Origin of the sequence: Pseudoalteromonas shioyasakiensis (genome assembly GCA_013391845.1) — a bacterium.
Classification (GTDB): domain Bacteria; phylum Pseudomonadota; class Gammaproteobacteria; order Enterobacterales; family Alteromonadaceae; genus Pseudoalteromonas; species Pseudoalteromonas apostichopi.
Map to the genome: position 1 here is coordinate 429,896 of CP058414.1, position 23,528 is coordinate 453,423.

Genomic DNA, 23,528 nt, shown 5'->3' on the forward strand with positions numbered 1-23,528 from the left:
AACAGCTGAACTATTCTCATTCTATCTATGTATGAAAATAAGTGCTAGGCCAGATAACCCCGCAACGAGTAAGATTATGCCGCGAATGGCCTTCTCGTTGAGGTTATTGTTAATCACAAACGACAAGCCCCAGCCAATTAAAATTGCTGGCAAACAAAAAAAGAATAGCTTTACATCAGTCATATCGGCGGAACCTGTAAGCATCAATACGATAATGCCAAACAGGTTTATAAACACGAAAAATGCACTCAAGTTAGCTTTAATTTTTTCTTTATCTTCAGCTTGGTAGAGTAGCCCCATTGGTGCACCTCCTGCAGAAGTTGTGGTACCCAAAAAGCCCGACGACATTGATGCTAGTAAACTAGTAATTGTTGAGATTTTCGGTTTCATACCTATGATAGACAAAGCCACCACCACCAAAATACTCACCCCTAGCAGAAGCTGATACTGCTTTGCATTGACATACCACATCACGACAGCAGCTAAAATGACACCTATAGCACCGCCAATAATAGATATACCAGTTTGCTTCATGTCTATCGCGCCACGGTGCTTAATCATTAATACCGACGTTAAAAACAGCGCATTCAAAATCATTGGCCCAGGCACCAGATCTGGCATTAGCCAGTAAAGCACAGGCACACATAACATTCCTAAACCAAAGCCAATAACACTTTGTAGGCAAGCACCAATAATCAGAATTAAATAAACAAGTACAAAGTCGGTCAAACTTTCTTACCACCTTCCTAAGTATGAGCTCTGCTGAGCCTAAATCGTATATTTTATTATTATAGTATCATTTTAATTATGTAAAATTTTTATTTCACGCTAGTCATTTTGTTATCGTTTCGCAAGATTATGTCCAACCCGCATCCACTATCAATGATTGTGCAGTCATCATACAGCTGTCATCTGCGGCCAAAAATAGCGCGGCATTCACTACATGGTCTGGTTGAATAGTTTCGTTAATACACTGACTTAAACGAACATCTTCAATCATTTCTGGGGTTAGCCAATGCGTAATCTGGCGCTCTGTCATCACCCAACCTGGTACCAGTGAGTTCACACGAATATTATCTTTACCATATGAAGCAGCTAATGAACGGGTTAAACCTTCAATACCCGCTTTTGCGGTTGTGTAGGCTGGCATGCCGGTCTGCTTAATACGCCAGCTTACCGACCCCATATTGATAATGCTACCACCGCCTAAACGCTGCATCTGCTCAACCACTGCTTGAGATGAAAAGAAACACGGGCGTAAGTTAACTGCAAACTTGTCTTCCCAATATTTCACATCCATATTCTCTGCAGCATGACGAGTGTCATCGGCTGCGTTATTAATTAACACACCAATATCACCTTGCTGCTGGCGAGTTTGCTCAATGGCCGCTTTTAAAGCTTCAACATCACGTATATCACAATGGATAAATTGTGGGTCAAATTCATATTTACCAGCTAATTTTGCGCACAACGCATCGCTTTGCTCAGTTGCAATATCAACAAAGGTGACTTTCGCGCCCTGCTCGCAGAACCGCCTTACCATTACTTCACCAATTCCCGATGCACCGCCAGTAATAAACACACTCTTACCAGCAAGGCTTGGGTAAACTGTTTTTAGCTCGTTTGAATTTGGCATTATAACCTTATGTTTTAAAAGTCATTACAACGTAAAGAAGCGATACTTATTGAGCCGCTTCTTTATCAGCGATTTCTTTTTCAATAAACGCCATTGCTTCATCAATCATGTACGTCATCATGTTTTTAGCACGCTCAGGATCGCCGCTCGCAATTGCGTTATACACTTTAAAGTGCTCCTCAGCGATGGCCTTTTTATTGCCTTTAGCTGGCGTAGTATGCTGAATACTCACGTGCAGCGCTGTGCGAATAAAATCACGTAATTGGTAGAAAAAACGGTTACCACTGGCATGTAAAATTGCCGTGTGAAATGCAAGATCAGGCTCATGCATCACGCCTTCAGGCTCTTCTGCCGCAGCTTGCATTTTATCTAGTGCCATTTTAATTTCTGCAATTGCCGCTTGGTCGCCTTTTCTTGCTGCAAGTGCTGCTGCTTGAGGTTCGATAGCCAAGCGCACTTGTAAGAATTCTTTAAGTACGTAAAGTGAAGGGCTGCTTTCTAGTAACCATTTTAATACGCTTGTGTCGTATAAGTTCCAGTTCTCCGCCGATTCAACACGAATACCTTGTCGTGGACGAGAAGAAATCAGTCCTTTTGCAGCAAGCATTTTCACTGCTTCACGGACAGCTGTGCGGCTAATACCATACACTTCACATAGTTGTGCTTCAGTTGGTAGCCCCGTTTCAGTGTTATAATCACCAACAATAATTGCTTTACCGAGCTCATTGGTAACTTGTTGTGATAAGTTTAAATTTTCTAAACGCGCCATGTGTGTTCCTCAAAAGATCTGAGTAATATGATACATCTATAAAGCTATTCCGTCATCCTGCAAATAATCTATTAAAATCAATAGCAAACAAAAAACAACCTAATACAAGTATCTAAAATTCACACAGTATAGTCACCATTTAGAACACAGACTGTCACCTTATTTTAACAAATCTCTTTCACTCGGCCTATTTATAATATAATATTTTTATTCAACAATTATAAAGCTAAACTCTCTTTTCAAAATTAGGTGGAACACACGATGGTCGAACTAAGTACCTTAGACTGGGCAGTGCTAGCAGGATTTTTTGTCCTGTTACTTGGCGTTGTCGTGATGTCTATGCGACAAAAAGAAGAAGACACCGCTGATTACTTTTTAGCGGGTCGTAATGCAAGTTGGTTAGTGATTGGTGCCTCTATTTTCGCATCAAACATTGGCTCAGAACATTTAGTGGGTCTTTCAGGTTCAGGTGCACAATCGGGTATGGCACTAGCTCACTGGGAGATGCAATCGTGGATCATTCTACTACTCGGTTGGATTTTCGTGCCTTTCTATTGGAGTAGTAAAGTCTACACCATGCCTGAATTCTTAGAGCGCCGCTTTAACTCTAAATCACGTACTTTCTTATCTGTAATCTCATTGATTAGCTATGTATTAACCAAGGTCGCAGTAACGGTTTATGCCGGCGGTATCGCATTTAAAACAATCTTAGGTATTGAGAGTATTTGGGGTATCGATTTCTTCTGGATCTCAGCCATTGGCCTTGTAGTGATCACGGGTATTTATACGGTGCTTGGTGGTATGAAAGCCATTATGTGGACCTCTGTGTTGCAAACTCCGGTGCTCATTATTGGCTCCTTAGTCATACTCGTTGTTGGTCTAGATAAAGTAGGTGGCTGGGCAGAAGTTGAGCGTATCAACGATGCTAATATGCATCTTATTCGTAGTGCTTCAGATGCTGAGTTCCCTTGGCCTGGCATTGTATTTGGTTCATTCATTATTGGTTTTTGGTATTGGTGTACCGACCAATACATCGTACAACGTGTTTTATCTGCAAAAGGCATTAAAGAAGCACGTCGCGGTACCATGTTAGCCGGTTACTTAAAATTACTTCCTGTATTTATCTTCTTAGTGCCGGGCATGATTGCATACGCATTGAATGTTAAAGGTATTATTAGCTATGACAGTGCTGACCAAGCATTCCCAACTTTAGTTGCTGAGCTATTACCAGCTGGTGTTAAGGGGATTGTAATTGGTGGTTTAGTAGCAGCCCTTATGAGTTCTTTAGCATCATTATTTAATTCGTCAGCGACCTTGTTCACGATTGATTTCTATAAAAAATTCAAACCTGAATCATCTGAGAGGCACCTTCTTAAAGTAGGCCGTATTGCCACTATCGTTATTGTTATATTAGGCCTTCTGTGGATACCCGTCATGAGTTTAATAGCCGATGTGCTTTATGAATACTTGCAAAGTGTGCAGTCTCTTATTGCACCGGGAATTGCAGCAGTATTCTTACTAGGTTTATGCAGTAAACGCATCACTCCAACTGCTGGTTTTGTGGGTTTAGTATCAGGTTTTGTGCTTGGTATGATCCGCTTAGTGTTGCTGCCATTTAAAGATGATTTAACAGGTTCATCATTTGCGTGGATCACCACGATGAACTGGTTATATTACTGTATTCTGCTATTTGTCGTGGTCGTTGCGATTATGATTGTGGTGAGTATTTTCACCAAGCAAGCAGACGAAGAACAATTGAAAGGTCTTACTTTCTCAAGCCTAGATAAAGCAACGATGAAAGAAGTAGCTGCTGGCTTAGATAAGTGGGATTACATTCATACCGCGGGTATTATTGGTATTACTGCCTTTATTTACTACCGCTTCTGGTAATCGTTCGTTCCCAAAGTTGTAGGGCGCCAATTGGCGCCCTTTTTTTAAAAATTTTTAATCGGCGAGTTCTGGTGAGAACACTGGAAAACCGTTTTTATCCCACGTAATAATGCGTGCTCGCGCATGGCGATTTGGGTCTGTCAGTGGTGTGCCTTTCAGCTCTTTATAGTCACGACTGTGATAAATCATTAAATCGGTTACACCATCTTCAGCTTTTACAAAACTGTTGTGCCCAGGGCCAAAACGACCTAACTCAGCATTGGTGGTGAACACCGGCTCAGCCTTTTTATGCCAACTAGCAGGATCAAGCAAATCAGCATTCACATCTGCCCATAGCAAGCCCATCGCATATCGATGATCGGTGGCACTGGCTGAATACGTGACAAATATTTTATCACCATGGGTGATGACTGCAGCACCTTCGTTTACCTTGTAGCCTTGCACTTCCCAATCAAGGGTTGGCTCTGTAATCGCGATAATGGGTTCTTTAATTGATGTTGGTGAGTCCATTTCAGCTAACCATAAAGCAGAGTTATAAGTTGCAGGCTGGTTCTGCTGCGCCCAAATCATATAACGCTTACCCTTGTGCGTGAAACTTGTGGCATCAAGCGAAAAACTATCAAGGTGGCTGGTTACTTGCCCCATTTCTTGCCACTCACCTTGCATCGGATTAGCACTGTCGTTTTTAAGCGCATACATACGAATACTGAACGGCTTTTCGATATCACCTGCGGCGAAGTAGATATACCAACTGCCATCAATCTGATGTAGCTCAGGGGCCCAAATATTGACACTCATTGGGCCTTTATCGCGCTTTTGCCAAATAACTTTCGGCTCTGCTAATTTTAAATCGTTTAAACGACAAGCTTGGCGCAGCTCAATTTCATCAAATTTCGGCGAACTACCAATAAACGTGTAACAACCACTTTTATCATCACGAACTAACCATGGATCAGCACGTTTGAGTACAATGGGGTTATCAATTGGCGCAAGAGTCTTGCTACTATTAGCATCAGCAAAGGCTGACAATGACGAGGCGCTTAACGCACTAACAAGCGTTAGCCGAGATATTTTTTTGAGCATAATGTGTCCTGTATTTCGTCTCGATTTTATTGTTAATATTGTATTACATATTATATAGTAGCTGAATGAACACAAGAGTTAAAACAACAAAAGGTATTCAAGCATGAGACTCGTAAGTAACGTGACACAAGCGATGAAGTGGCTTTCAACAGGGCTACTTTTTTCTGCCGCAGCCGTATCTGCAAAGCAAGTTGAAGTACACGATCCGGTCATGGCCAAAGAAGGTGACACGTATTATGTATTTAGCACAGGCCCTGGCATTACCTATTATGAATCGAAAGATTTAACCAACTGGAAACTCACAGGTCGCGTTTTTAAAGATGAGCCAAGTTGGGCAAAGCGTGTTTCCCCTAATTTCGGGGGCCACTTATGGGCACCCGATGTGTACGAGAAAAATGGTAAATTTTACCTTTATTATTCAGTCTCTGCATTTGGCAAAAACACCTCTGCAATTGGTGTAACGGTTAACGAAACCCTTGACCCAGCCTCACCTGATTACAAGTGGATTGACTACGGTATTGTGGTTGAATCAGTACCAGAGCGTGACGATTGGAACGCTATCGACCCTGCGGTTATCGTAGATGAAAAGGGTACACCGTGGATGAGCTTCGGTTCGTTTTGGGGGGGCTTAAAGCTAGTACAACTTGATGATGACATGGTTCGCTTAGCAAAGCCTGAAAAATGGTACCACATTGCGAGTCGTCCAAACACGGAGCATGGTCCGATTGAAGCACCTTATATCTTTAAAAAGAACGGCTATTACTACCTATTTGTATCATTTGATAAGTGCTGCCAAGGTGTAAAAAGTACTTACAATGTTCGCGTAGGTCGCAGCAAAAATGTTGAAGGCCCATATTTAGATAAGCAAGGTCGCTCAATGATTGATGGTGGTGGTAGCTTAGTTATTGAAGGTAACAAAGATTGGGCAGCCCTTGGTCACAATGCTGCATATACCTTTGATGGTAAAGACTATTTAGTATTACACGCCTACGAAACAGCAGATAATGGCGTGCAAAAGCTACGTATTTTACCTATGAGTTGGAAAAACGATTGGCCTGTTGTTAACCCAGCCGACCTAAATAAGCTTACAACCAAGCTTAAAAAGTAATTATTCAAACGTAAAAAACCTGCAAAATTGCAGGTTTTTTATTTACTTAAGTGACCTAGTTTGAGGTTCCAAGAAGGTACTATTAATTAAAATCAAGCAAGGTAATATCAACTAGCATGGGGCTTTGACAGCCTTGCTGATGCTTCTCGTCAATAAACGAGCTATACACATCACGTGCAAGGTGCGCAGGTATTAAAATCTCAAAGCGACTGCCTTTATTCATTAATTGCAGCGCCTCTTGTAAGCCCACTATCGCCTCTGCAATTTCGTACTCTACAGCAGCACCTTGCTTGCGAGTATCGAATAACACCCGACCATTTTTAAGTGTAACCCGTTGATGCACAACCACTGTGGCATCCCAACTAGGTTTATCCCCCTGACCTTGCTCAATTATTCGATAACCAAGCCCTGTGGGTGTGTGATAAAAACTGTGTTGCTCAGCGTTGTTATCTAAAAGCGACGGTAAGATTTGCTCTTTAGCCGTCGCAAACACATTGTTGCTTAACATAGCCAACTCTTTATTGTGTGTTGATTAAACGAATACCATAGATACCACCAGCAACAGAGTCTTTGTCGGCAGCAAAACGTAAGGTAAGCGTTTTCGACTTTTTCATTGCCTCTGTTAATGGGTAATCAATGGTGTAGAACTCATCAGTTGGCTTGCCTACGGGCAAACTAACTGCAGCTAATTGCTCACCATTTAAATTAATAGAGAAATGACGGTCCACATCGCCAATAAAATAGCGAACACGCAAAGCAACCGCTTTTTGTTCTGGGTTACTAAGCTGATACTCAAACCAACCTGTCGCATCGCGCCAGTGATGACCATTATTGACACCTGCACGGGTTCCTTCACCTTTAAAGTCGTGTTCAACTTCAGGTTGTTGCTCACCCGGCGTAATTTGATCAACGGTTAATAAACGAAGTTGCTCTTTCGCTTGTTCAACAGCTTTTGCATTGGCAACAAATTGCGTGAACTGAGCTTTGCTTTGCTGCGGCCAATACACTTGATAACGACTATCGTGTAAGCGGAAGAACGGAATTAGCTCAGTACTTTTGGTGTTATCGATACCTTGTTTAGCAATCGCCACATTTTTATCGGCGATAAATGCAAGCTCTTGGCTCGGTTTACGAGTGAGATCGGCAATAAATTTTTCAGGCTCACTCAGCATGATTGGCAGAGCCTCTGGCGGACAAGTTGGTCCTGCGGCTATGTGGCCCATGCGGCTATTGTCAGCAACAAAGTTAAGCTTTTCATTTGCAAAAGCGTGTACTTTAGTAGCCATTACAACAGGCCCATAAATCACAGAGTAATAATGCTGACCATCAGGTAGCTGCTCAGTATAAAGCTTAGGGCTAAGTTCAAAAGCAAGCTTATCACCGCTTTGCCATGCATGGCTGATACTGTAGTAACCGTCTTTTTCGGTTGCGCTTACAGCTTGTCCATTTAAAGTAAAGTTCAGCTCCCCCTGTTGCCAAGACGGTTTACGAATATGAATTACCGACTCAGTGCTTTGCTCTTCAGACAAGCGATTCACAGTAAGTGAGACCTTGTTATCATCTGGGAATTGGCTGTCTTGCGTGATCTGTAAACCCTGCTGTTGCCAATTTAACGTGCTTGGAATAAACAAGTTTACCCATAACTCTTTACCGGTATTGCTATAAATCAGCTCACCATATTTGCTGTGATTTTCAATACCTGAGCCTACGCAACACCACATAGAATCTTGCACTGACGAATACATGCGGTAATGCCCAGGGCGCATTGAGGTAAAGTAAACAAGACCACCATGCTCTGGGTGTTGTGACGATAAAATATGGTTATATGTGGCGCGCTCATAATAGTCTAAATAGCGCGTATCACCGGTTTTTAAGAACAATAATTTACTCAGTTTCATCATGTTGTAAGTGTTGCAGGTTTCTGGGCCTTCAACATCTTCAACCATTGGCGTGAAGTCACTTTTATCATGAAAATGCTCACGTACCGAGTTACCGCCAATAGATACTGAGCGCTCTTGGCTTACTGTTTTCCAGAAAAAGTCAGCACCTTGCTGCCATGCTTTATCATCGCTGGCATTAGCCACTTTCAACATACCAATAATTTTTGGTATTTGTGTATTGGCATGCAGGCCAGTTAACTTATCTTCTTTATGTAACAACGGTTCAATAATGATGTTATGAGAAAACTGACGCGCTAGTTTTAAGTAGCGCTCATCGTCACTGATAAAATACATATCAGCAAATACATCATTTAAGCCACCATGCTCTGAATACAGCATTTGCTGAACTTGTTCATCAGTTAGCTTAGCAGTGGTCGCTAAGAACCATTCGCCTAACTTAAATAGCATTTGTTTGGCTTTATCACTGCCTGCCACGTCGTATGCATCACGCAAGCCATGGAAGATTTTATCGATGTTATAAAGTGGTACCCAGCGGTCGTTTAAGCTGAATAAGTCGGCTTTGATTTCACCCTTTTCAATCTGCTGCCACATTTCATCGCCATTTGGGATACCGCCTAAGTAACCACCTGTGGCTTGTTGAGCGCGATCCAGCTCACTCAGCATATAATCTAAACGCTGCTTTAATTCTTCATCACCTGTGGCAGCCCACGCAAGGCTCAAGGCAGAAAGATAATGACCGCCAATATGACCATCAAGGCCTGTACTTTCCCAGTTGCCATAGTTTGGCGCTTTTGGCTCAAGGCCTGCTTCACGCAGATAAGGAGCAAGCAGCTGATCAGGATGAAGTGCTAATAAATAACGCACATTCGTTTGTTGTGCATGTAAAAACGGGCTGGCACTTAAACTTACTTGGTTTAGGGCAAATAAATGTTGTTCGCTGGTATGTTCAGCATGCTCAACAGAAGCAGCTTGTTTACTGTCAGTTGGCATTTCACTGCAACCGCTCACAGTCAATATTGCAGCGCAAACGCTTGCCAAATAGCTAACTTTGAATGTGTTCATACTGTTGTCTCCCAGCGAATTGTTATTTTAAAGAGCAAAGCGCACACACTTTTTAAGTGTGTGCGTTTAAAGAGTAGTTATTTTGGTAGGCGTTTATGAATAACCATATCCGTATAGTATTCATCGGTAATTTTGTATTTTTTCAAGATCAGACCTAGCAAGGCGTGGAATACACCAGGAATGATAGTTAGCATCAGTGCTAAGCCCATTAGGGTAAATTCGGTTTGCTCAACGTTAGGCTTGTACTCAAAAAATGCCAGTAATAAACCACCCGCTAAGCCAGCTAAACCGCCCCCTGCTTTTTGGCAGAATGAAATACCACCAAACGATAGACCCGATGCACGGACGCCGTCTTTAATTTCACCGTAATCTACGGCTTCAGCAATAGCAGACCAGAACACAGGTGCATGTAAATCAACCACAAATGACAAGATGATATAAAGCACAAACGCCATCATTACATCGCCCGGTTGCACCACAAAGTACATTAGCAATGAGATGAATAGCACGGCAATTTGTGATTGACGGAATAGCTTCATTTTACAGTAACGCTGGGTGATCCACGTACTTGCCACCATTGAGACAATAGATGCTGCAATACCCGCACTCGTAAAGGCCCCCGCTAAATCTGGTACACCTAAATAATACGTTGCGTAATACATAGCAACACTGCCACGGATCGCATAGCCAAGCGTACCAAGCACACATGCTGCACACAGTAGTAACCATTGGTCATTTTTAATAAGTACTTTTAATTGCGTAAGTACACCTTCGGTTTGTGGCTCATGAGTAATACGTTCGCGAGTAGTAAAGAAGCAAAACAAAAATAGTGCTACGGCACATGCCGATACCAATGCCATTGCCAGTTTATAACCATACGACAAGCTGCCATCACCCCAATATGAGGCAAGTAGCGGCACTGAAAATACGATTATTACATTAGCAATTTTAGCGAAGAACATACGGTAGCCGTTGGCTGACAAACGTTCTTTAGGATCAGCGGTTAATACACCAATGTAAGAAATATAAGGAATGGCAACACCGGTAAACATCAAGGTTGCAAACAGGTAAGTGGCATAAGCCCAAGCCAACTTCATGTTGTAGTCGAAATCAGGCGTAGTAAATAACAGTACGACCGACAAACCATATGGCACAGATAAAAATAAGAACCAGTGACGGAACTGACCCCAACGAGTTTTCACTTTGTCGGTGATCACTCCCATTAATGGATCGGTAAAGGCATCAACAAAACGCGCCACTAAAAACAACACCCCCATATCAACCGGATCAAGCCCGTAGATATCGGTGTAAAAGAAAGACATAAAATAGAATAACGCTGCAACCATGACATTCACTGCCATGTCACCGGCACCAAAGCCGACCTTTTCTACAACGGATAACTTTTGAGATTCCATACAACAACACCCTAATTGGTCAATAATGAGTCGCAACTCACTATTTCAAGCAATGTCGAAAACCATCAACATTGCGCATCAAATAAATTTACAGCCTTAGATATTACACAGCTTGGCCATAGCGTTCGTTATTTTTGTAAATTTAATGCTAATCTGATTAATAGTATTATCATACTTATTAAATCGCAACTCTTTTCGACCGATAGTTTGGTTTATAAAAACCAATAAAAAACCCCAGCAAAGCCGGGGTTTTGGGTCTATTTTAGAAATTTAGAAAGAATAACGTGCGCCAAGTGCAAACGTTCGTGAGTAGATACCATTACCAAAGTTAAATAGGTTGTCGTTACCTTCACCATAGTAGTTTTGATATACGTCATCTAGGATGTTCGTTGCATCAAAAGTAACCACTAAATCATCATTCACATTGTAGCTAAATTGGAAGTCTAAGCTTTGCTCAGGACGACTCCAAAACTGAATTGGATTAGCAAAGATTGCCGCTTCGTTACCTGTGTAGAACTCAGAACGCCACACATAAGATAAACGCATGTCGAATGAATCACGCTCGTAGATACCTACGATGCTGTACGATTCATCAGAAACACCGGCCATTTGCGAATCAACATAACCAGAGATTTCACCTAGCTCATTGAATTCAGGTGTATCCTGTTCTGAATCAAGCATCGTGTAGCTTGCTTGCACACCAAAACCGTTTAAGTAATCTGGTAAATTTTCAGGGAAGTAAACTAAACCAATTTCTAAACCAGACAACTCACCGTTTGAAGCATTCACTGGTGCGCTTAATACATATGGACGTGTTACGCCGTCATCACCTTCGCGCACAACTTGCTTACGACCCGCAACAACTAAGCCTTCAATTTCACGTTTAAAATAAGCAGCATAAAGTGAGCTTGTATCTGCGAAGTACCACTCAAGTGATACGTCATAGTTCTTTGATTCTGTAGGTTTAAGCTCTGGGTTACCACCATTACCTGTACCGTATGTTGCACCTTCTGTTAGAGGATCGTACCAGTATTGCAGCGCGTTTAAGTCAGCAAAGTTAGGCATACGTAATGTTTCTGTGTACGCAACACGACCCACTACATCATCTGTGATGTTCCAGTTAAGCACAAAGCTTGGTAGTAATGCGCTGCTATCAGCACTTGCTGAGCTTTCTTCAAAAACGTTTGAGTTCATTCCGCCAGATTCAGCGACAAAGTCCATATCTTGCTCGTAGCTTACATAACGTAAGCCAAATTCACCGCTAATATCTTCCGTTAAGAAGAAGTTAGTTGTTGCATAAAGCGCGTATGAATTTTCTTCGATATCAAATGTTTTGTATACGTCCTCAGCTTCAATGCCATAAACACTACGAACAGCATCGCCGTTATCTAGCATGTATCCACCATCAGCAGTTATAAAGCTGTTGAATACGTCAGCGCGGCCATCGAAATAATCATCAACCTGGAATACAACGCCTGTACCATCGCCGGATGCACCCGCAGCTGCTAGCTGTTCAATAAAACTTGCTAAAGAAGTGTTAGCAATGCCAGCATCTTGACCACGTGTGTATTCTTGCGCTGTACGTTTTTCGTAACGACCACCAAACTTCACTTTATCGAAGATAGCGCCGCCAATAAGATATTCTGCATCAAATGTGAAGGTTAGTGCATCACCGGCATTACCGCCGCCATTGTCATAAATAGTGCCGGCATTCCAGTTTTCGATAGCAGCCATATCTGCTTCGTTTACCGCTGTATTTGGGTTATCCCAAAACGCGATACCTGGTACACCGTCTTTATCGTTAAAGTCAACGTCTAAGCCATAAGCTCTACGGTCAAAGCGCATTGCAAAAAAATCTGTTTCGTACTCACTGTCTTGGTAAACAACTTCAGTGTTGATGGTGAGATAATCGCTTGCTTGCCACTCGGCTCCTAGAGCATATAAGTAGCTATCTGTTTTACCGTATGAAAAATCGCCACTTTGGAAGCCACCTGCTCCAATTGCTTGCTTTTCTTTAATTACGTTAGTGCCATCAAACACGGTTGGCGTTTCAATAAAGCCGTTGCCGTTTTCAAAAGTATTTGAGAACCACATCGCATTTTGCGATTCGTTTTCGTAACCTGTATAGAAACCTTCTGCTGTAATTTCGAGGGTTTCATCTGGTGCCCACTGTAAAGATACAGACGCCGCAGGACGTTTACGAAGACCTGTGTATGAAGCACCAAAAATTGCATCACGCGCTAGTAAATATTCAGTTGGCTCACCATTTACATCTAAAGTAGAACCTGATGCTGTAGGTAGGCCTAACTCAGTACCTTGAGTCCAAAATTCATTCGGTATACGTGAATACGGCGAATAATTAGCCTGCGGTTTATCAGTAAAGAATGGAAATGCAGCGCCCGCAGTCATAGAATCATCGCGGTAATGTGTTTCAGCGTATGAAATATTAACTAACGCACCAAACTCACCAGCACCGTCGATTTCCCAACGGTTAGAGAGTAATGCACTAATATTTGGATCAACTTCATCGGGTTGATCAGAGTAAATCGCACGTGCCGCTAAAACAACTTTTTCACCTTCGAAGTTGAAAGGACGGTGAGTTTTAATATCAATCGCACCTGCGATACCACGTTCGATTTGATCCGCCGAACGGGTTTTATAAACTGTTACGCCTGAAAGTAAACTTGCAGGAATGTCTTGCAGTGCCACATCACGACCCGCACCTGTAAAGATAGCACGACCATTAACTGTGGTATTAACATCAGTAAGACCACGGATTGAAACCGCGCTTACTTCACCAGCACCACGGCCCGTTGTTTGTACACCTGTTACACGTTGTAGTGCTTCAACTACGTTGTTATCAGGGAATTTGCCAATATCTTCAGCAACAATTGCATCCACGATTTGAACGCTTGCACGTTTTTCATCTAGCGCTTTGTTTAAACTGCCGCGAATACCTGATACTTGAATGACTTCCATCTCATCGACGTTATTATCAGGAGTTTTTGGTGTTTCCTCCTGCGCAAAAGCAAATTGACAGGTAAATGCCATAACTACAGCACTGGCTATGTGTGTTCTTTTAAACATAAGCGGTGTTCTCCAAATTATAGTTATATCGGTCCGCTGAACTTTCCCCATTCAGTTACCGAAGAGTGACCACTGCATTGTGCATCGTGTGTTGTCAAAACGGTGCGCGAGTGTGTCTATATTTTTTATGTTAATACATTGCTGCCTGAACTTTAATCATATTGTATGATTATTTAACAGTCAACTCAAAAAGCCAAATTAAAATAACTGTCATTATGTTTACAAAAAACGTTGCAATTATAACATGTTACAAACTCAAAGCGTGCTGCGTTTTTGTTTTGGGAATTTATTAAGGCCCATTATTATCAGTAGCTTAGCGTTTACTGGTTTGCTTATTTAATTTGTCTTTCACTCATCTAGAGCAACAAAAAAGAGCTAACAAGTTATTTACTCGGCGTATTTTGGTGCTACTATGATTAAAATACAATAATACAATATAGAGCTATTTTTTGCTGCACTTTTGCTGATTTGTTTTGATGTAAACAATCAGTTACTCAGTATAATCAGGCGTACACTGTGTATTATCTGGTCACTTAGAGCGAGCCTTAAGTACAAAAGCAGCAGTTCGAACAACAATTATTAATCACAGAGGACACTCATGAAGAAATTGAAAGCGTTAGCGCTGCCATTGCTTTTTTCGAGCAGCTTAACCGTTGCACAAAACCCATTATTCACCGATGTATTTACTGCAGATCCTGCAGCACTTGTTCATAACGACACCGTATACCTTTATACAGGTCATGATGAAGCACCTAATAATGACGTATTTTTTGAAATGCATGACTGGTTAGCCTTTTCATCAACAGATATGGTTAACTGGAAAAAACACGGTCCAATCATGAAAGCAACAGACTTTAAATGGGCAAAAGGTGAAGCATGGGCTTCACATATGATCGAGCGTGATGGCACTTTCTACTTCTTTACAACTGTTCGCCACAACGATACAAAACCAGGTTTTGCAATTGGTGTTGCTACTTCTAAATCACCAACGGGTCCATTTAAAGACGCGATTGGTCACGCGCTTGTTACTGATGACATGACCAAGCACACACCAAATGATTGGGACGACATTGACCCAGCTATTTTCACTGAAGAAAACGGTGATACTTACATGTTCTTTGGTAACTTAATGCCAAAATACGTAAAGCTAAGCGACGACTTACTGTCTCTAGATGGTGAAATTAAAACGCTAGACTTGCCTAACTTTACCGAAGCAATATGGGTTCATAAGAAAAACGACAACTACTATGTATCTTACGCATGTGAGTTCCCTGAGAAGATCTGTTATGCCATGAGTAAAAGCATTCATGGGCCATGGGAATATAAAGGTATCTTGAATGAGATCGCAGGTAACAGCGAAACCAACCACCAATCAATCATCGAATACAAAGGTAAAGACTACTTTATTTACCATACTGGCGCTGTACAACCGATTGATGGCAAACCAAGTGGCGGGCGTTTTCGCCGCTCAGTGGCGATTGAACCGCTATATTACAATGAAGATGGCACACTTAAACGTATTATCATGACCACTGAAGGTCTAAGTAAACAAGACAACTAATCTCAAAAAGGGCTCTTTAAGAGCCCTTTTTAGTGGTCAAATGTAATACAAATAAACATATTTATCTGAAACCCCTCACTTTAAGCTAAGCAAAAAACTTCTCCGAAAGAGCAAAAACAGCGAAAAAACGCCAAAATTGACAGCTTGAAAAATTAAAACCCCGCTGCACACATTGTAAACACTGACACTTCGTGTTTACATATCAATTACCTTTGCAAAAGTATTTGCACATTTTAAATCGTACTATAAAATTACAATACTACGTTCTTATTAGTTTGATATAGGCACGCGGCAATTTTATTGACAACAATCGAATAAAAAAATGAATCCCAGTTTCAAGAGGACACATAAAATGAAATTAAATAAATTAGCCATGGTCATAGCCTGCTCTTTGGCTGTTACAGGTTGTGGCAAAGAAGATGGTACTAAGTTTGACACAGCACCAGCGGTTGCCGACCCACAAAGTGCAAAACCGACAGTAAGCAGCAGTGTTGAATACACTGAATCAGGTAGCGTAATGGTTACCAATGTAAGCGTACATGATCCTTCTGTCGTTAAAGTTGACGACACTTATTATATTTTTGGTTCACACCTTGCTGCCGCTAAATCAACTGATCTCTTGAACTGGGAAATGATTTCGAGTCTTTCAGCTAACGAAGCTGTTAATGAAAGTCCGCTATTTGATTACAACTACACAGCTGAAATTGCCGAAGGCATCGAATGGACAGACGGTTTCACTGGAAACTGGGCTGCTGATGTTATTCAGGCACCAAATGGCAAGTTTTGGTTCTACTATAACCACTGTGCACAAGACAACCCAGATACACCGGATGTTGTTGATGAAGTGTGCTGGAATCGCTCTTACCTTGGTTTAGCTGAAGCGGACAATATTGAAGGCCCGTATAAAAACAAAGGCATTTTCTTACGCAGCGGTTATCGCTCAGAAGCAGAATTTACAGCATACCCACTTGATAACGGCCAAACAACATGGAACGGTGCCGTTGATCCTAATGCCATTGATCCTGCTGCCTTCTACGATGCTGACGGCAAACTTTGGATGGTTTACGGCTCTTACTCTGGCGGTATTTTCGTGCTAGCAATGGACGAAGAAACGGGTATGCCAGAAGCAGGCCAAGGGTATGGTAAAAAGCTAGTAGGCGGTGACTTCCGCGCAATGGAAGGGGCATTTGTAATGTACAGCCCAGAAAGTGAATACTACTACCTATTCTTCTCAGTTGCAGGGTTTGATCTTAACGGTGGTTACAACATCCGTGTTGCTCGCTCTAAAACACCTGATGGCCCTTACTTAGATAACGCAGGTAATGACATTGCAGCTATAGGCGGCCTAGAAGTCGGCGAAAAACTAATGGGCGGCTTTGAGTACACGCAAGAACTTGGCGAAACAGCACCAGCGTGGGGCTACCAATCACCAGGCCATAACTCTGCTTACTATGATGAAGCGACAGGTCGTCATATCTTAGTAACGCATACACGTTTCCCACAAACGTCTACTGAGTTCCCTGAAAATACTGCAGCGCACCAAGTTCGTGTACATGAAATGTTTATTAACTCATTAGGTTGGCCAATGGCTTCACCGCAACGTTATGTGCCGCTTGAAGGCGACAACATGGTTGTTGCTGATGAACTTTATGGTTACTACAAATTTATCAACCATGGTAACGATGTAAACACAGATGCTATTCGTTCAATGCATATTGCATTAAACGAAGATCACTCAGTAACGGGTGATGATCCAGGTATCTGGTACATGATTGATGACTCAAATATTAAACTTGAGTTAGATTCTGGTACTTACTTTGGCGTAGCTAAATGGCAATGGGATGATGCAACTAATGCGATGGCGGTCACTGTATCGGCCACATCAAGCGAAGGTGCTACCATTTGGGCAAGTAAACGTGATGAAATCACAGATACTGCTAACGTACTGGGTACTGTTCAAGAAGCGCTTGATATTAAAACGGAATTATCAATTGCAGACGAAGGCTATTCATTACCAACAAAAGGTAAAGATGGTGCTGCAATTAACTGGGAAAGTAGTGATGAATACTACATCACCAGTGAAGGCTCTGTATTTATTCCAACACCAGACCGCAGCGATAAAGCGGTTACTTTAACGGCTAATATCTCTTTAAATGGCGAGAGCACAACCAAGACTTTTAATGTAAACCTTGAGGCGCGCCCTGAGTTTAAAAATGCGATTGCACACTATGCGTTTGAAGATTCGTTAAGTGATGGCTTAGGTAACCTTGATGATGCTGGTGTAACAGATAACAACCTGTTAAATGTGGGTGCTGGTACAGCTGCATACGCAGAAGGTCAAACAGGTAAAGCCTTTAACTTTGATGGTGCAACCGGCGTACGCTTACCTGATGAAATCATTAACTCTGACAGTTTTACCGTTTCTTTTTGGTCAAAACCAGACACACTCACTCCTTACACACCACTATTCTTTGCAGCAGAAAATGCCAATCGTTGGATTAGCTACATACCTGGTGGAGCTGCTCATTTTACCGAAAACCCATTAATTTGGAGTTTTTATCTTGGTGATAATGGTGAAGAGCTATGGAATCAAATAGTTCATACGCAAAAAGCAACTCAAAGCGAATGGACTCATGTGGCCATTAGCTATGATGAAGGGATTATGAACTATTACTCGGATGGGGTCTTAGTTGGCTCTATGCCTCGCCCAGATATGTTCAGCCATGAATCTAGTAACTTTGCTCTGGGTGTGAACTACGGCTGGGATTTACCTTTCCAAGGTCAAATTGATGAATTCATTGTATATGACTATGCCCTTAATAGTTTTAATATTAATGCTGCAGCAATGACAAACCAAACCAACCCAGATAACTTCCCTGCATTCATTAAGAGTGCACTTGATTTAGGTGACTTATCTGCAGTACGTGAAAGCTTTGAGCTACCACGTGTAGGTCCATTCGTGTCTGGTATTAGCTGGACGTCAAACAACGAAGAGTACTTAAAACCTGTTAATGGCACTGCTGTTGTGACACAACCTAGCGCGTCTGCTGGCGACCAAGTTGTGACATTAACTGCAACCATTAAGTACAAAGACTTTACTGATACTAAGTCATTCGATGTAACCTTAAAATCACTTGCGCCTGCTGAATACAGCTTTGAAGGTGACCTAAGTGCATTAAACGGCGCATACGCGGCAGGTAAATCAACCGGTGGTTTCATCAATAATACAGGCGGTAGCGTGAGCTATGTTGACGGTATTATTGGCCAAGCAGTATTCCTTGAAGGTTCAGGTGTTCGTCTACCGGATAACCTAATCACTACCAATGACTACTCTGTATCTATGTGGCTTAAACCTGAAAGCTTCACAGATTACACATCCGTATTTTTTGCCGGAGCAAGTGCTAACGCTTGGTTAAGTTATGTGCCATCTATGGCTGGTACAGGCCTAACTCGTTTATGGGCAAATAACGGGGCCTTCTTCGATAATGCAGAACTAGATAGCCGTATTCCTGCAAAAGAGTGGACTCACGTTGCATTCACTGTTGATGGTACCAATGGTGACGTGTTGAAGATGTATGTTAACGGTGAACTACAGCTAGAAACCGGTGGCTTCCCGCGCGTATTCACGGTTCCTGGTGAAACAAATGAGTTTGCACTCGGTGTTAACTACTGGGATACACCTTATAACGGTGCTATCGATGAACTGAAAATTTTCAACGGTGCGATTAGTGCTGAAGAAATAAAAGCACTCTACGATGCAGCTGCTGCACAAGAGTAACAAAGTGAGGTGAGCTGCCTCACCTCAACTATTTGTTGTCTGGAAAGGCCGGGTGAAAACCCGGCTTTTTTCTAAAGCTTTAGTACCCCTTGCCGATACGTACATATCATTCACTTTCATCGCTATCATTATGGCTATTAACTCATTAGCAAGTGCGTTAACTATCTCAAACGCAGATACAGCAAGCGGTAATACCAACCCAAAAGTAGGCTACAAACTCAGCAACCTAGAGATAAATAAACTCTCTGGTCGTGAAACAGAGCCCGCTCAAAAAGAAGAAATAACTAGCGAACTCCCTGCTCATATCCGCAAAATGGTTGAACAGCTAGAAAAGCTTAAAGAGCAACTTGAACTTGCCAAAGAGCAATTAGCCAAACTGCAAGCACTTAAAAACCAAGAAGATGAAGCTGTAAAAGTGCAAGTTGAAACGCAGACCAAAATGGTCATGGAAATTCAAACGCAAATAATGACTCTTAGCCAATCAATTAGCGACGCGCTAAAAGAAGCAGGTATTAGCGACCCAGGAGTGCTAATGAGTGTGTTGGTTTGATGGAAGCTGTAAGTTTTGAGCTATAAGCTTTACGTCTCAAGCTTTACTCTTGTCGCTTTCCCCTCGCTTATTTCTCCCATAAAACCCAAAAAAGGGTCAAAAACCCAGTAACTATGCGGGCTCTGAAATATCGAGCACGCAAATACGAAACTTCCTTAGCAGTAAAAATAAGCGTTATTTATGGTCATTGTCGTTACATTTAGCAGCTGTTAACACGACTTTTTTTGCTCAACAAATCAACAGTATAAACTTAATAATTTAATCTACATCGCCACTGTGAGGACTCAGTTGCAAAGATCGTTCAAATAAAAAACAACACTTAAATCTCACCAAAACACCTTTACTAACACTTTTTTAGTATAGAAATTAACCAACTCATTCGTATTATGAATTCACCCTATGAACGAAGTGAGGGCGTCTTATGCGTCAAATTTTATTACTTTCTGTAAATGGATTTACGCTACAAAAACTATTTTTACTGACATCATTATTGGTTTGTTTATTTGCCAATGCTGAAGAGGAAAACCCTATTGCAACTGCCAGAGCATGGTTAAACTTGGTTGATTCGGGTGAGTACCACGAGAGCTGGCAGCAAGCTGATCAGGTCTTTCAAAGCACCACGCCCAAAGCTCGCTGGCAAACTGCCTTAAATCAAATACGCGTTCCTTTAGGCCGAGTTATGTCTCGCACCTATTTTGGCACAGCAAAATATGACTCATTACCCGGTCTGCCAAATGGTGAGTATTTAGTGGTCAAGTTTCAAACCGAGTTCATGAATAAAGAAGCTGTGATTGAAACGCTAAGTCTTAGTAAAGCTGCTGACGGCTGGCATCCGCTGGGTTACTTGATCAATTAGTTTAAAACAGTACAAAGCACCTTGAGCTATGTGCTGTAAGATTTATCGGCAGTCAAAATGCTTATCTGCGGGAAAATAAACCGCACAATTGATGAATAGTATTTATTGTTCGTCGCCGTAACATAAAAACACTTCAAGACGAATTCAATAAACAACAAGTAAATGGAATTGCTATGAGAAAAACGCTCTTATTGATCACTTTTTTAAGCTGCTTTTGTGCAAACGCTGAAGAACTCGAGGTTATAAATCGCGCTAAAAGCTGGCTCGTATTAATTGATAATGGTCAGTATCAGCAAAGCTGGCAGCAAACAGACTCATTGTTTAAACAAGCAATGCCGCAAAGTAACTGGAGTAACGTGTTAAAACAAGTTCGTGTCCCACTTGGCAAAGTGATTTTACGTAAGAATTTAAGCCTGATGAAGTACGATTCTTTACCCGGAACACCTGATGGCGAATACGTGATCATTCAATTTCAAAGCCAGTTCATGAATAAAGAGCAAGCGGTTGAAACAATTAGCCTAAGTAAAAATAGTGGCCAGTGGCAACCCATAGGTTATTTTATTAATTAGGGGTTATATTTAGGTTTTAGGTTCTAGGTTCTAGGTTCTAGGTTCTAGGTTCTAGGTTCTAGGATTGCATTGTAGAACGGCTTTAGCCGTGAAGATTATGTGATGGACAAAATTCTGCACTAAAGTTCCTCCTACGTGGGGTTTTATATGCAATGCAGAGGCATGAGAAGGTTTTGATGGATTATGTTGGGTTTCGCTTCGCTCAAAACAACCGCACCGCTCAGCTTGGAACTTTACTCTCGTTAACTTTACTCTTGCTAACTTGCAGCTTTCAGCCACAAAAAAAGCCACTCATAAATGAAGTGGCTTTGGTTGAGTCGATTTTTTACTTATAACTTAATTTGGTTCACGCAGATGGAACACTTGGCACTTGTTACCTAAATCAGGTTGTTGTGCGAAGTTAGTGTTTTCAGCTAAACCACAGTTACTTAAACCAAGCGCTTGTTTTGTGTAGCGGTTGATTAGCATCACGCCACCGCCTTCTACCGGAGCAATACGCCACTGTGCTGTTTTCGCCGTACAAGAAGCCATTTCTACGTTGGCACCAGGTACTAAGGCGTTATCAGCTACCGCAGCACAGAACTCGCTGTCAGCGCTTTGTTTAAGGCTCACATAACCTGTATCTGTTGGTGTGAAGAACCATTGTTGTGCATCTTTATGCGTATAGGCTTGTTGCTCAACATTGGTACCCACTTTATCCGTACCGGCCACACTAAGTGCTTTACCGCTTTGTTGGCTTAATACTACAACACTACCCATAGGGCGTAATTGCCAGTCGCCACACGCTGTTGCGTCGCTTTGCTGTAAAACTGCTTGGTTTTGTGCAGCAGAACAGCCCGCAACCGCTAATGGCTTGCCTGTGTAACGGTTAGTAATAGATACATTACCATCTGTGCTTGGTGCTACTTTCCATTGCTGGCAGAAGTTATTGCGCCATGCTGCAGATTGCACTTTAGCGTTATCGGCATCATTACAGCTTTCAAGCTCTAAAAACTTGCTATCTTCACGGTTAGCTAAACGAACAAAACCATCTGTTGTTGCATCAATAACCCATTGACCATTGGTGCTCGCACACTGACGTTGCACAGCACGTGCATCTTGTGGATCAGCTGCAATATCTAAACATAAGCCGCTTGTTGCATTCACTAATTGGTAGCGCTGACCTTGCACTCGTGTTACCAGTGGACCGTATTCACCTGATGGCGGTGCTACTTCAACGCCTGGTGTTAATGGTTTACCAAAGCTTGGCGTGCCATCGTCATTCCAAGTAAATTTTTGTGCGCGTAATGAGCGAGTCGCACTACAACCGTGCTCTACCGAATCATTACCGTGATAAACTAACCAATCTTCTGTGCCGTCTGGCGATGTGAAAAAGCCATTGTGGCCAGGGCCAAACACTTCTTCTGTACGCTCAAATACTGGCTTGTCGTATTTTTTCCAGCTGCTCGCTTTAAGCGGATCGTCACCAACAAGCTCAAGCATACCTAGTTTGTAATCTGGCGTATTACAGAAGCTTGCTGAGTACGTCATAAACGTACGGCCATTGTGCTGTAAAATTTCAGCGCCTTCAGTTACTTTACGACCACTGATTTCCCAATCTAGCTCAGGACGCGTGATCACCGTATGCGGTGAGTTCTCTTTCAGTGTCCATGGGTTTTCCATTTCAGCAATAATGTTTAATTGCTGATCGCCTTGCCATTGTGAGTAGATCACATATAGCTTGTCTTTATACGTTAGGTAGTTACCGTCGATGTTCCATACGTTAGGCATTAATGCGCCCTTGTATTCATATGGGCCCATAGGATCATCACCAGCACTTTCTAATACATTTAAGTGTTGGTTATCTAGAGTGCCATCAGTACCAGCTGTGTACATCATGTACCAACGGTAACCGTTTGGCCCTTTTAGACGATGGAATTCAAACGCCCAGAAGTTACAACAACGCTCAGGGTTTGAATCAGACCAAACATTGACAGGGGTTGCATCAGCAAGGCCAGCTAGTGTTGGTGATTTACGCATCACTAACTCAGATGTCCATGTTGTTGTGGTCAGGTAATAGTTACCATCCCAGTACTCAAGCCATGGATCGGCGCCATTTGGAAAAAGTGGATTGGTAAAAATACCATTATCTTGGATTGGTGCTTTTGCTGCGGCTGCGACATCTGCTTTGGCTGTGTTGTCTTCAGCCGTAGTCTGACAGCCCGTCAGAGCACCAAACGACAAGGCAAATAGGCTAGCTAAACCAGCCTTTTGCATTGCGCTT

The 23,528-nt window shown here is 42.1% G+C and carries 16 protein-coding genes; 7 read left to right on the forward strand and 9 right to left on the reverse strand.

The genetic code is table 11. From position 1 onward, the window contains the following. Window positions 1–21: 21 nt before the first annotated feature. From HYD28_01955 to HYD28_01965, 3 genes are all read right to left on the reverse strand, one after another. The gene (locus HYD28_01955; GenBank protein QLE07837.1) at window positions 22–729 is read right to left on the reverse strand and encodes a sulfite exporter TauE/SafE family protein; all 708 of its coding nucleotides are present in this window, start codon (window positions 727–729) and stop codon (window positions 22–24) included. A 127-nt stretch (window positions 730–856) separates the two neighbouring features. Next, window positions 857–1,636 (reverse strand): SDR family oxidoreductase, encoded by a 780-nt coding sequence (locus HYD28_01960; GenBank protein QLE07838.1) that lies wholly within the window; start codon window positions 1,634–1,636, stop codon window positions 857–859. A gap of 46 nt (window positions 1,637–1,682) precedes the next feature. Then, window positions 1,683–2,405, reverse strand: coding sequence for a FadR family transcriptional regulator (locus HYD28_01965; GenBank protein QLE07839.1), 723 nt, complete (start codon window positions 2,403–2,405; stop codon window positions 1,683–1,685). 261 nt (window positions 2,406–2,666) lie between these two features. On the opposite strand from HYD28_01965, the gene HYD28_01970 reads away from it, so the two are divergent. After that, complete coding sequence (locus tag HYD28_01970; GenBank protein QLE07840.1) at window positions 2,667–4,295, forward strand: sodium/solute symporter; 1,629 nt, start codon at window positions 2,667–2,669, stop codon at window positions 4,293–4,295. A gap of 54 nt (window positions 4,296–4,349) precedes the next feature. Here HYD28_01970 and HYD28_01975 read toward each other — a convergent pair whose 3' ends face one another. Next, entirely contained in the window at window positions 4,350–5,378 is a 1,029-nt protein-coding gene (locus HYD28_01975) for a family 43 glycosylhydrolase (GenBank protein QLE07841.1), read from the reverse strand. A 103-nt stretch (window positions 5,379–5,481) separates the two neighbouring features. Between HYD28_01975 and HYD28_01980 the strand changes: the two genes are divergently transcribed. Continuing rightward, entirely contained in the window at window positions 5,482–6,486 is a 1,005-nt protein-coding gene (locus HYD28_01980) for an arabinan endo-1,5-alpha-L-arabinosidase (protein ID QLE07842.1), read from the forward strand. 82 nt (window positions 6,487–6,568) lie between these two features. Here the strand turns inward: HYD28_01980 and HYD28_01985 are convergent, their stop codons facing one another. The 4 genes from HYD28_01985 to HYD28_02000 all read right to left on the reverse strand — a co-directional run bounded on the left by HYD28_01985 (window position 6,569) and on the right by HYD28_02000 (window position 13,951). Then, window positions 6,569–6,994: an FKBP-type peptidyl-prolyl cis-trans isomerase gene (locus HYD28_01985; GenBank protein ID QLE07843.1), complete on the reverse strand. Its 426-nt coding sequence runs from the start codon at window positions 6,992–6,994 to the stop codon at window positions 6,569–6,571. Between the two features lie 10 nt (window positions 6,995–7,004). After that, entirely contained in the window at window positions 7,005–9,449 is a 2,445-nt protein-coding gene (locus tag HYD28_01990; GenBank protein QLE07844.1) for a glycoside hydrolase family 127 protein, read from the reverse strand. 77 nt (window positions 9,450–9,526) lie between these two features. Then, window positions 9,527–10,864: an MFS transporter gene (locus HYD28_01995; protein QLE07845.1), complete on the reverse strand. Its 1,338-nt coding sequence runs from the start codon at window positions 10,862–10,864 to the stop codon at window positions 9,527–9,529. A gap of 270 nt (window positions 10,865–11,134) precedes the next feature. Continuing rightward, window positions 11,135–13,951: a TonB-dependent receptor gene (locus HYD28_02000; GenBank protein QLE07846.1), complete on the reverse strand. Its 2,817-nt coding sequence runs from the start codon at window positions 13,949–13,951 to the stop codon at window positions 11,135–11,137. 598 nt (window positions 13,952–14,549) lie between these two features. Between HYD28_02000 and HYD28_02005 the strand changes: the two genes are divergently transcribed. From HYD28_02005 to HYD28_02025, 5 genes are all read left to right on the forward strand, one after another. Next, window positions 14,550–15,512, forward strand: coding sequence for a family 43 glycosylhydrolase (locus HYD28_02005; protein ID QLE07847.1), 963 nt, complete (start codon window positions 14,550–14,552; stop codon window positions 15,510–15,512). A gap of 352 nt (window positions 15,513–15,864) precedes the next feature. Then, window positions 15,865–19,290: a family 43 glycosylhydrolase gene (locus HYD28_02010; protein ID QLE07848.1), complete on the forward strand. Its 3,426-nt coding sequence runs from the start codon at window positions 15,865–15,867 to the stop codon at window positions 19,288–19,290. A 130-nt stretch (window positions 19,291–19,420) separates the two neighbouring features. After that, on the forward strand, window positions 19,421–19,840 hold the full coding sequence (locus tag HYD28_02015; GenBank protein QLE10460.1) for a hypothetical protein: 420 nt from the start codon (window positions 19,421–19,423) through the stop codon (window positions 19,838–19,840). Window positions 19,841–20,261: 421 nt separating this feature from the next. Further along, complete coding sequence (locus HYD28_02020; GenBank protein ID QLE07849.1) at window positions 20,262–20,696, forward strand: DUF4019 domain-containing protein; 435 nt, start codon at window positions 20,262–20,264, stop codon at window positions 20,694–20,696. Between the two features lie 173 nt (window positions 20,697–20,869). Then, window positions 20,870–21,265 (forward strand): DUF4019 domain-containing protein, encoded by a 396-nt coding sequence (locus tag HYD28_02025; protein QLE07850.1) that lies wholly within the window; start codon window positions 20,870–20,872, stop codon window positions 21,263–21,265. 336 nt (window positions 21,266–21,601) lie between these two features. Here the strand turns inward: HYD28_02025 and HYD28_02030 are convergent, their stop codons facing one another. Continuing rightward, a complete protein-coding gene (locus HYD28_02030; protein ID QLE10461.1) occupies window positions 21,602–23,521 on the reverse strand; it encodes a family 43 glycosylhydrolase in 1,920 nt (639 codons plus the stop codon). Window positions 23,522–23,528 lie beyond the last annotated feature (7 nt).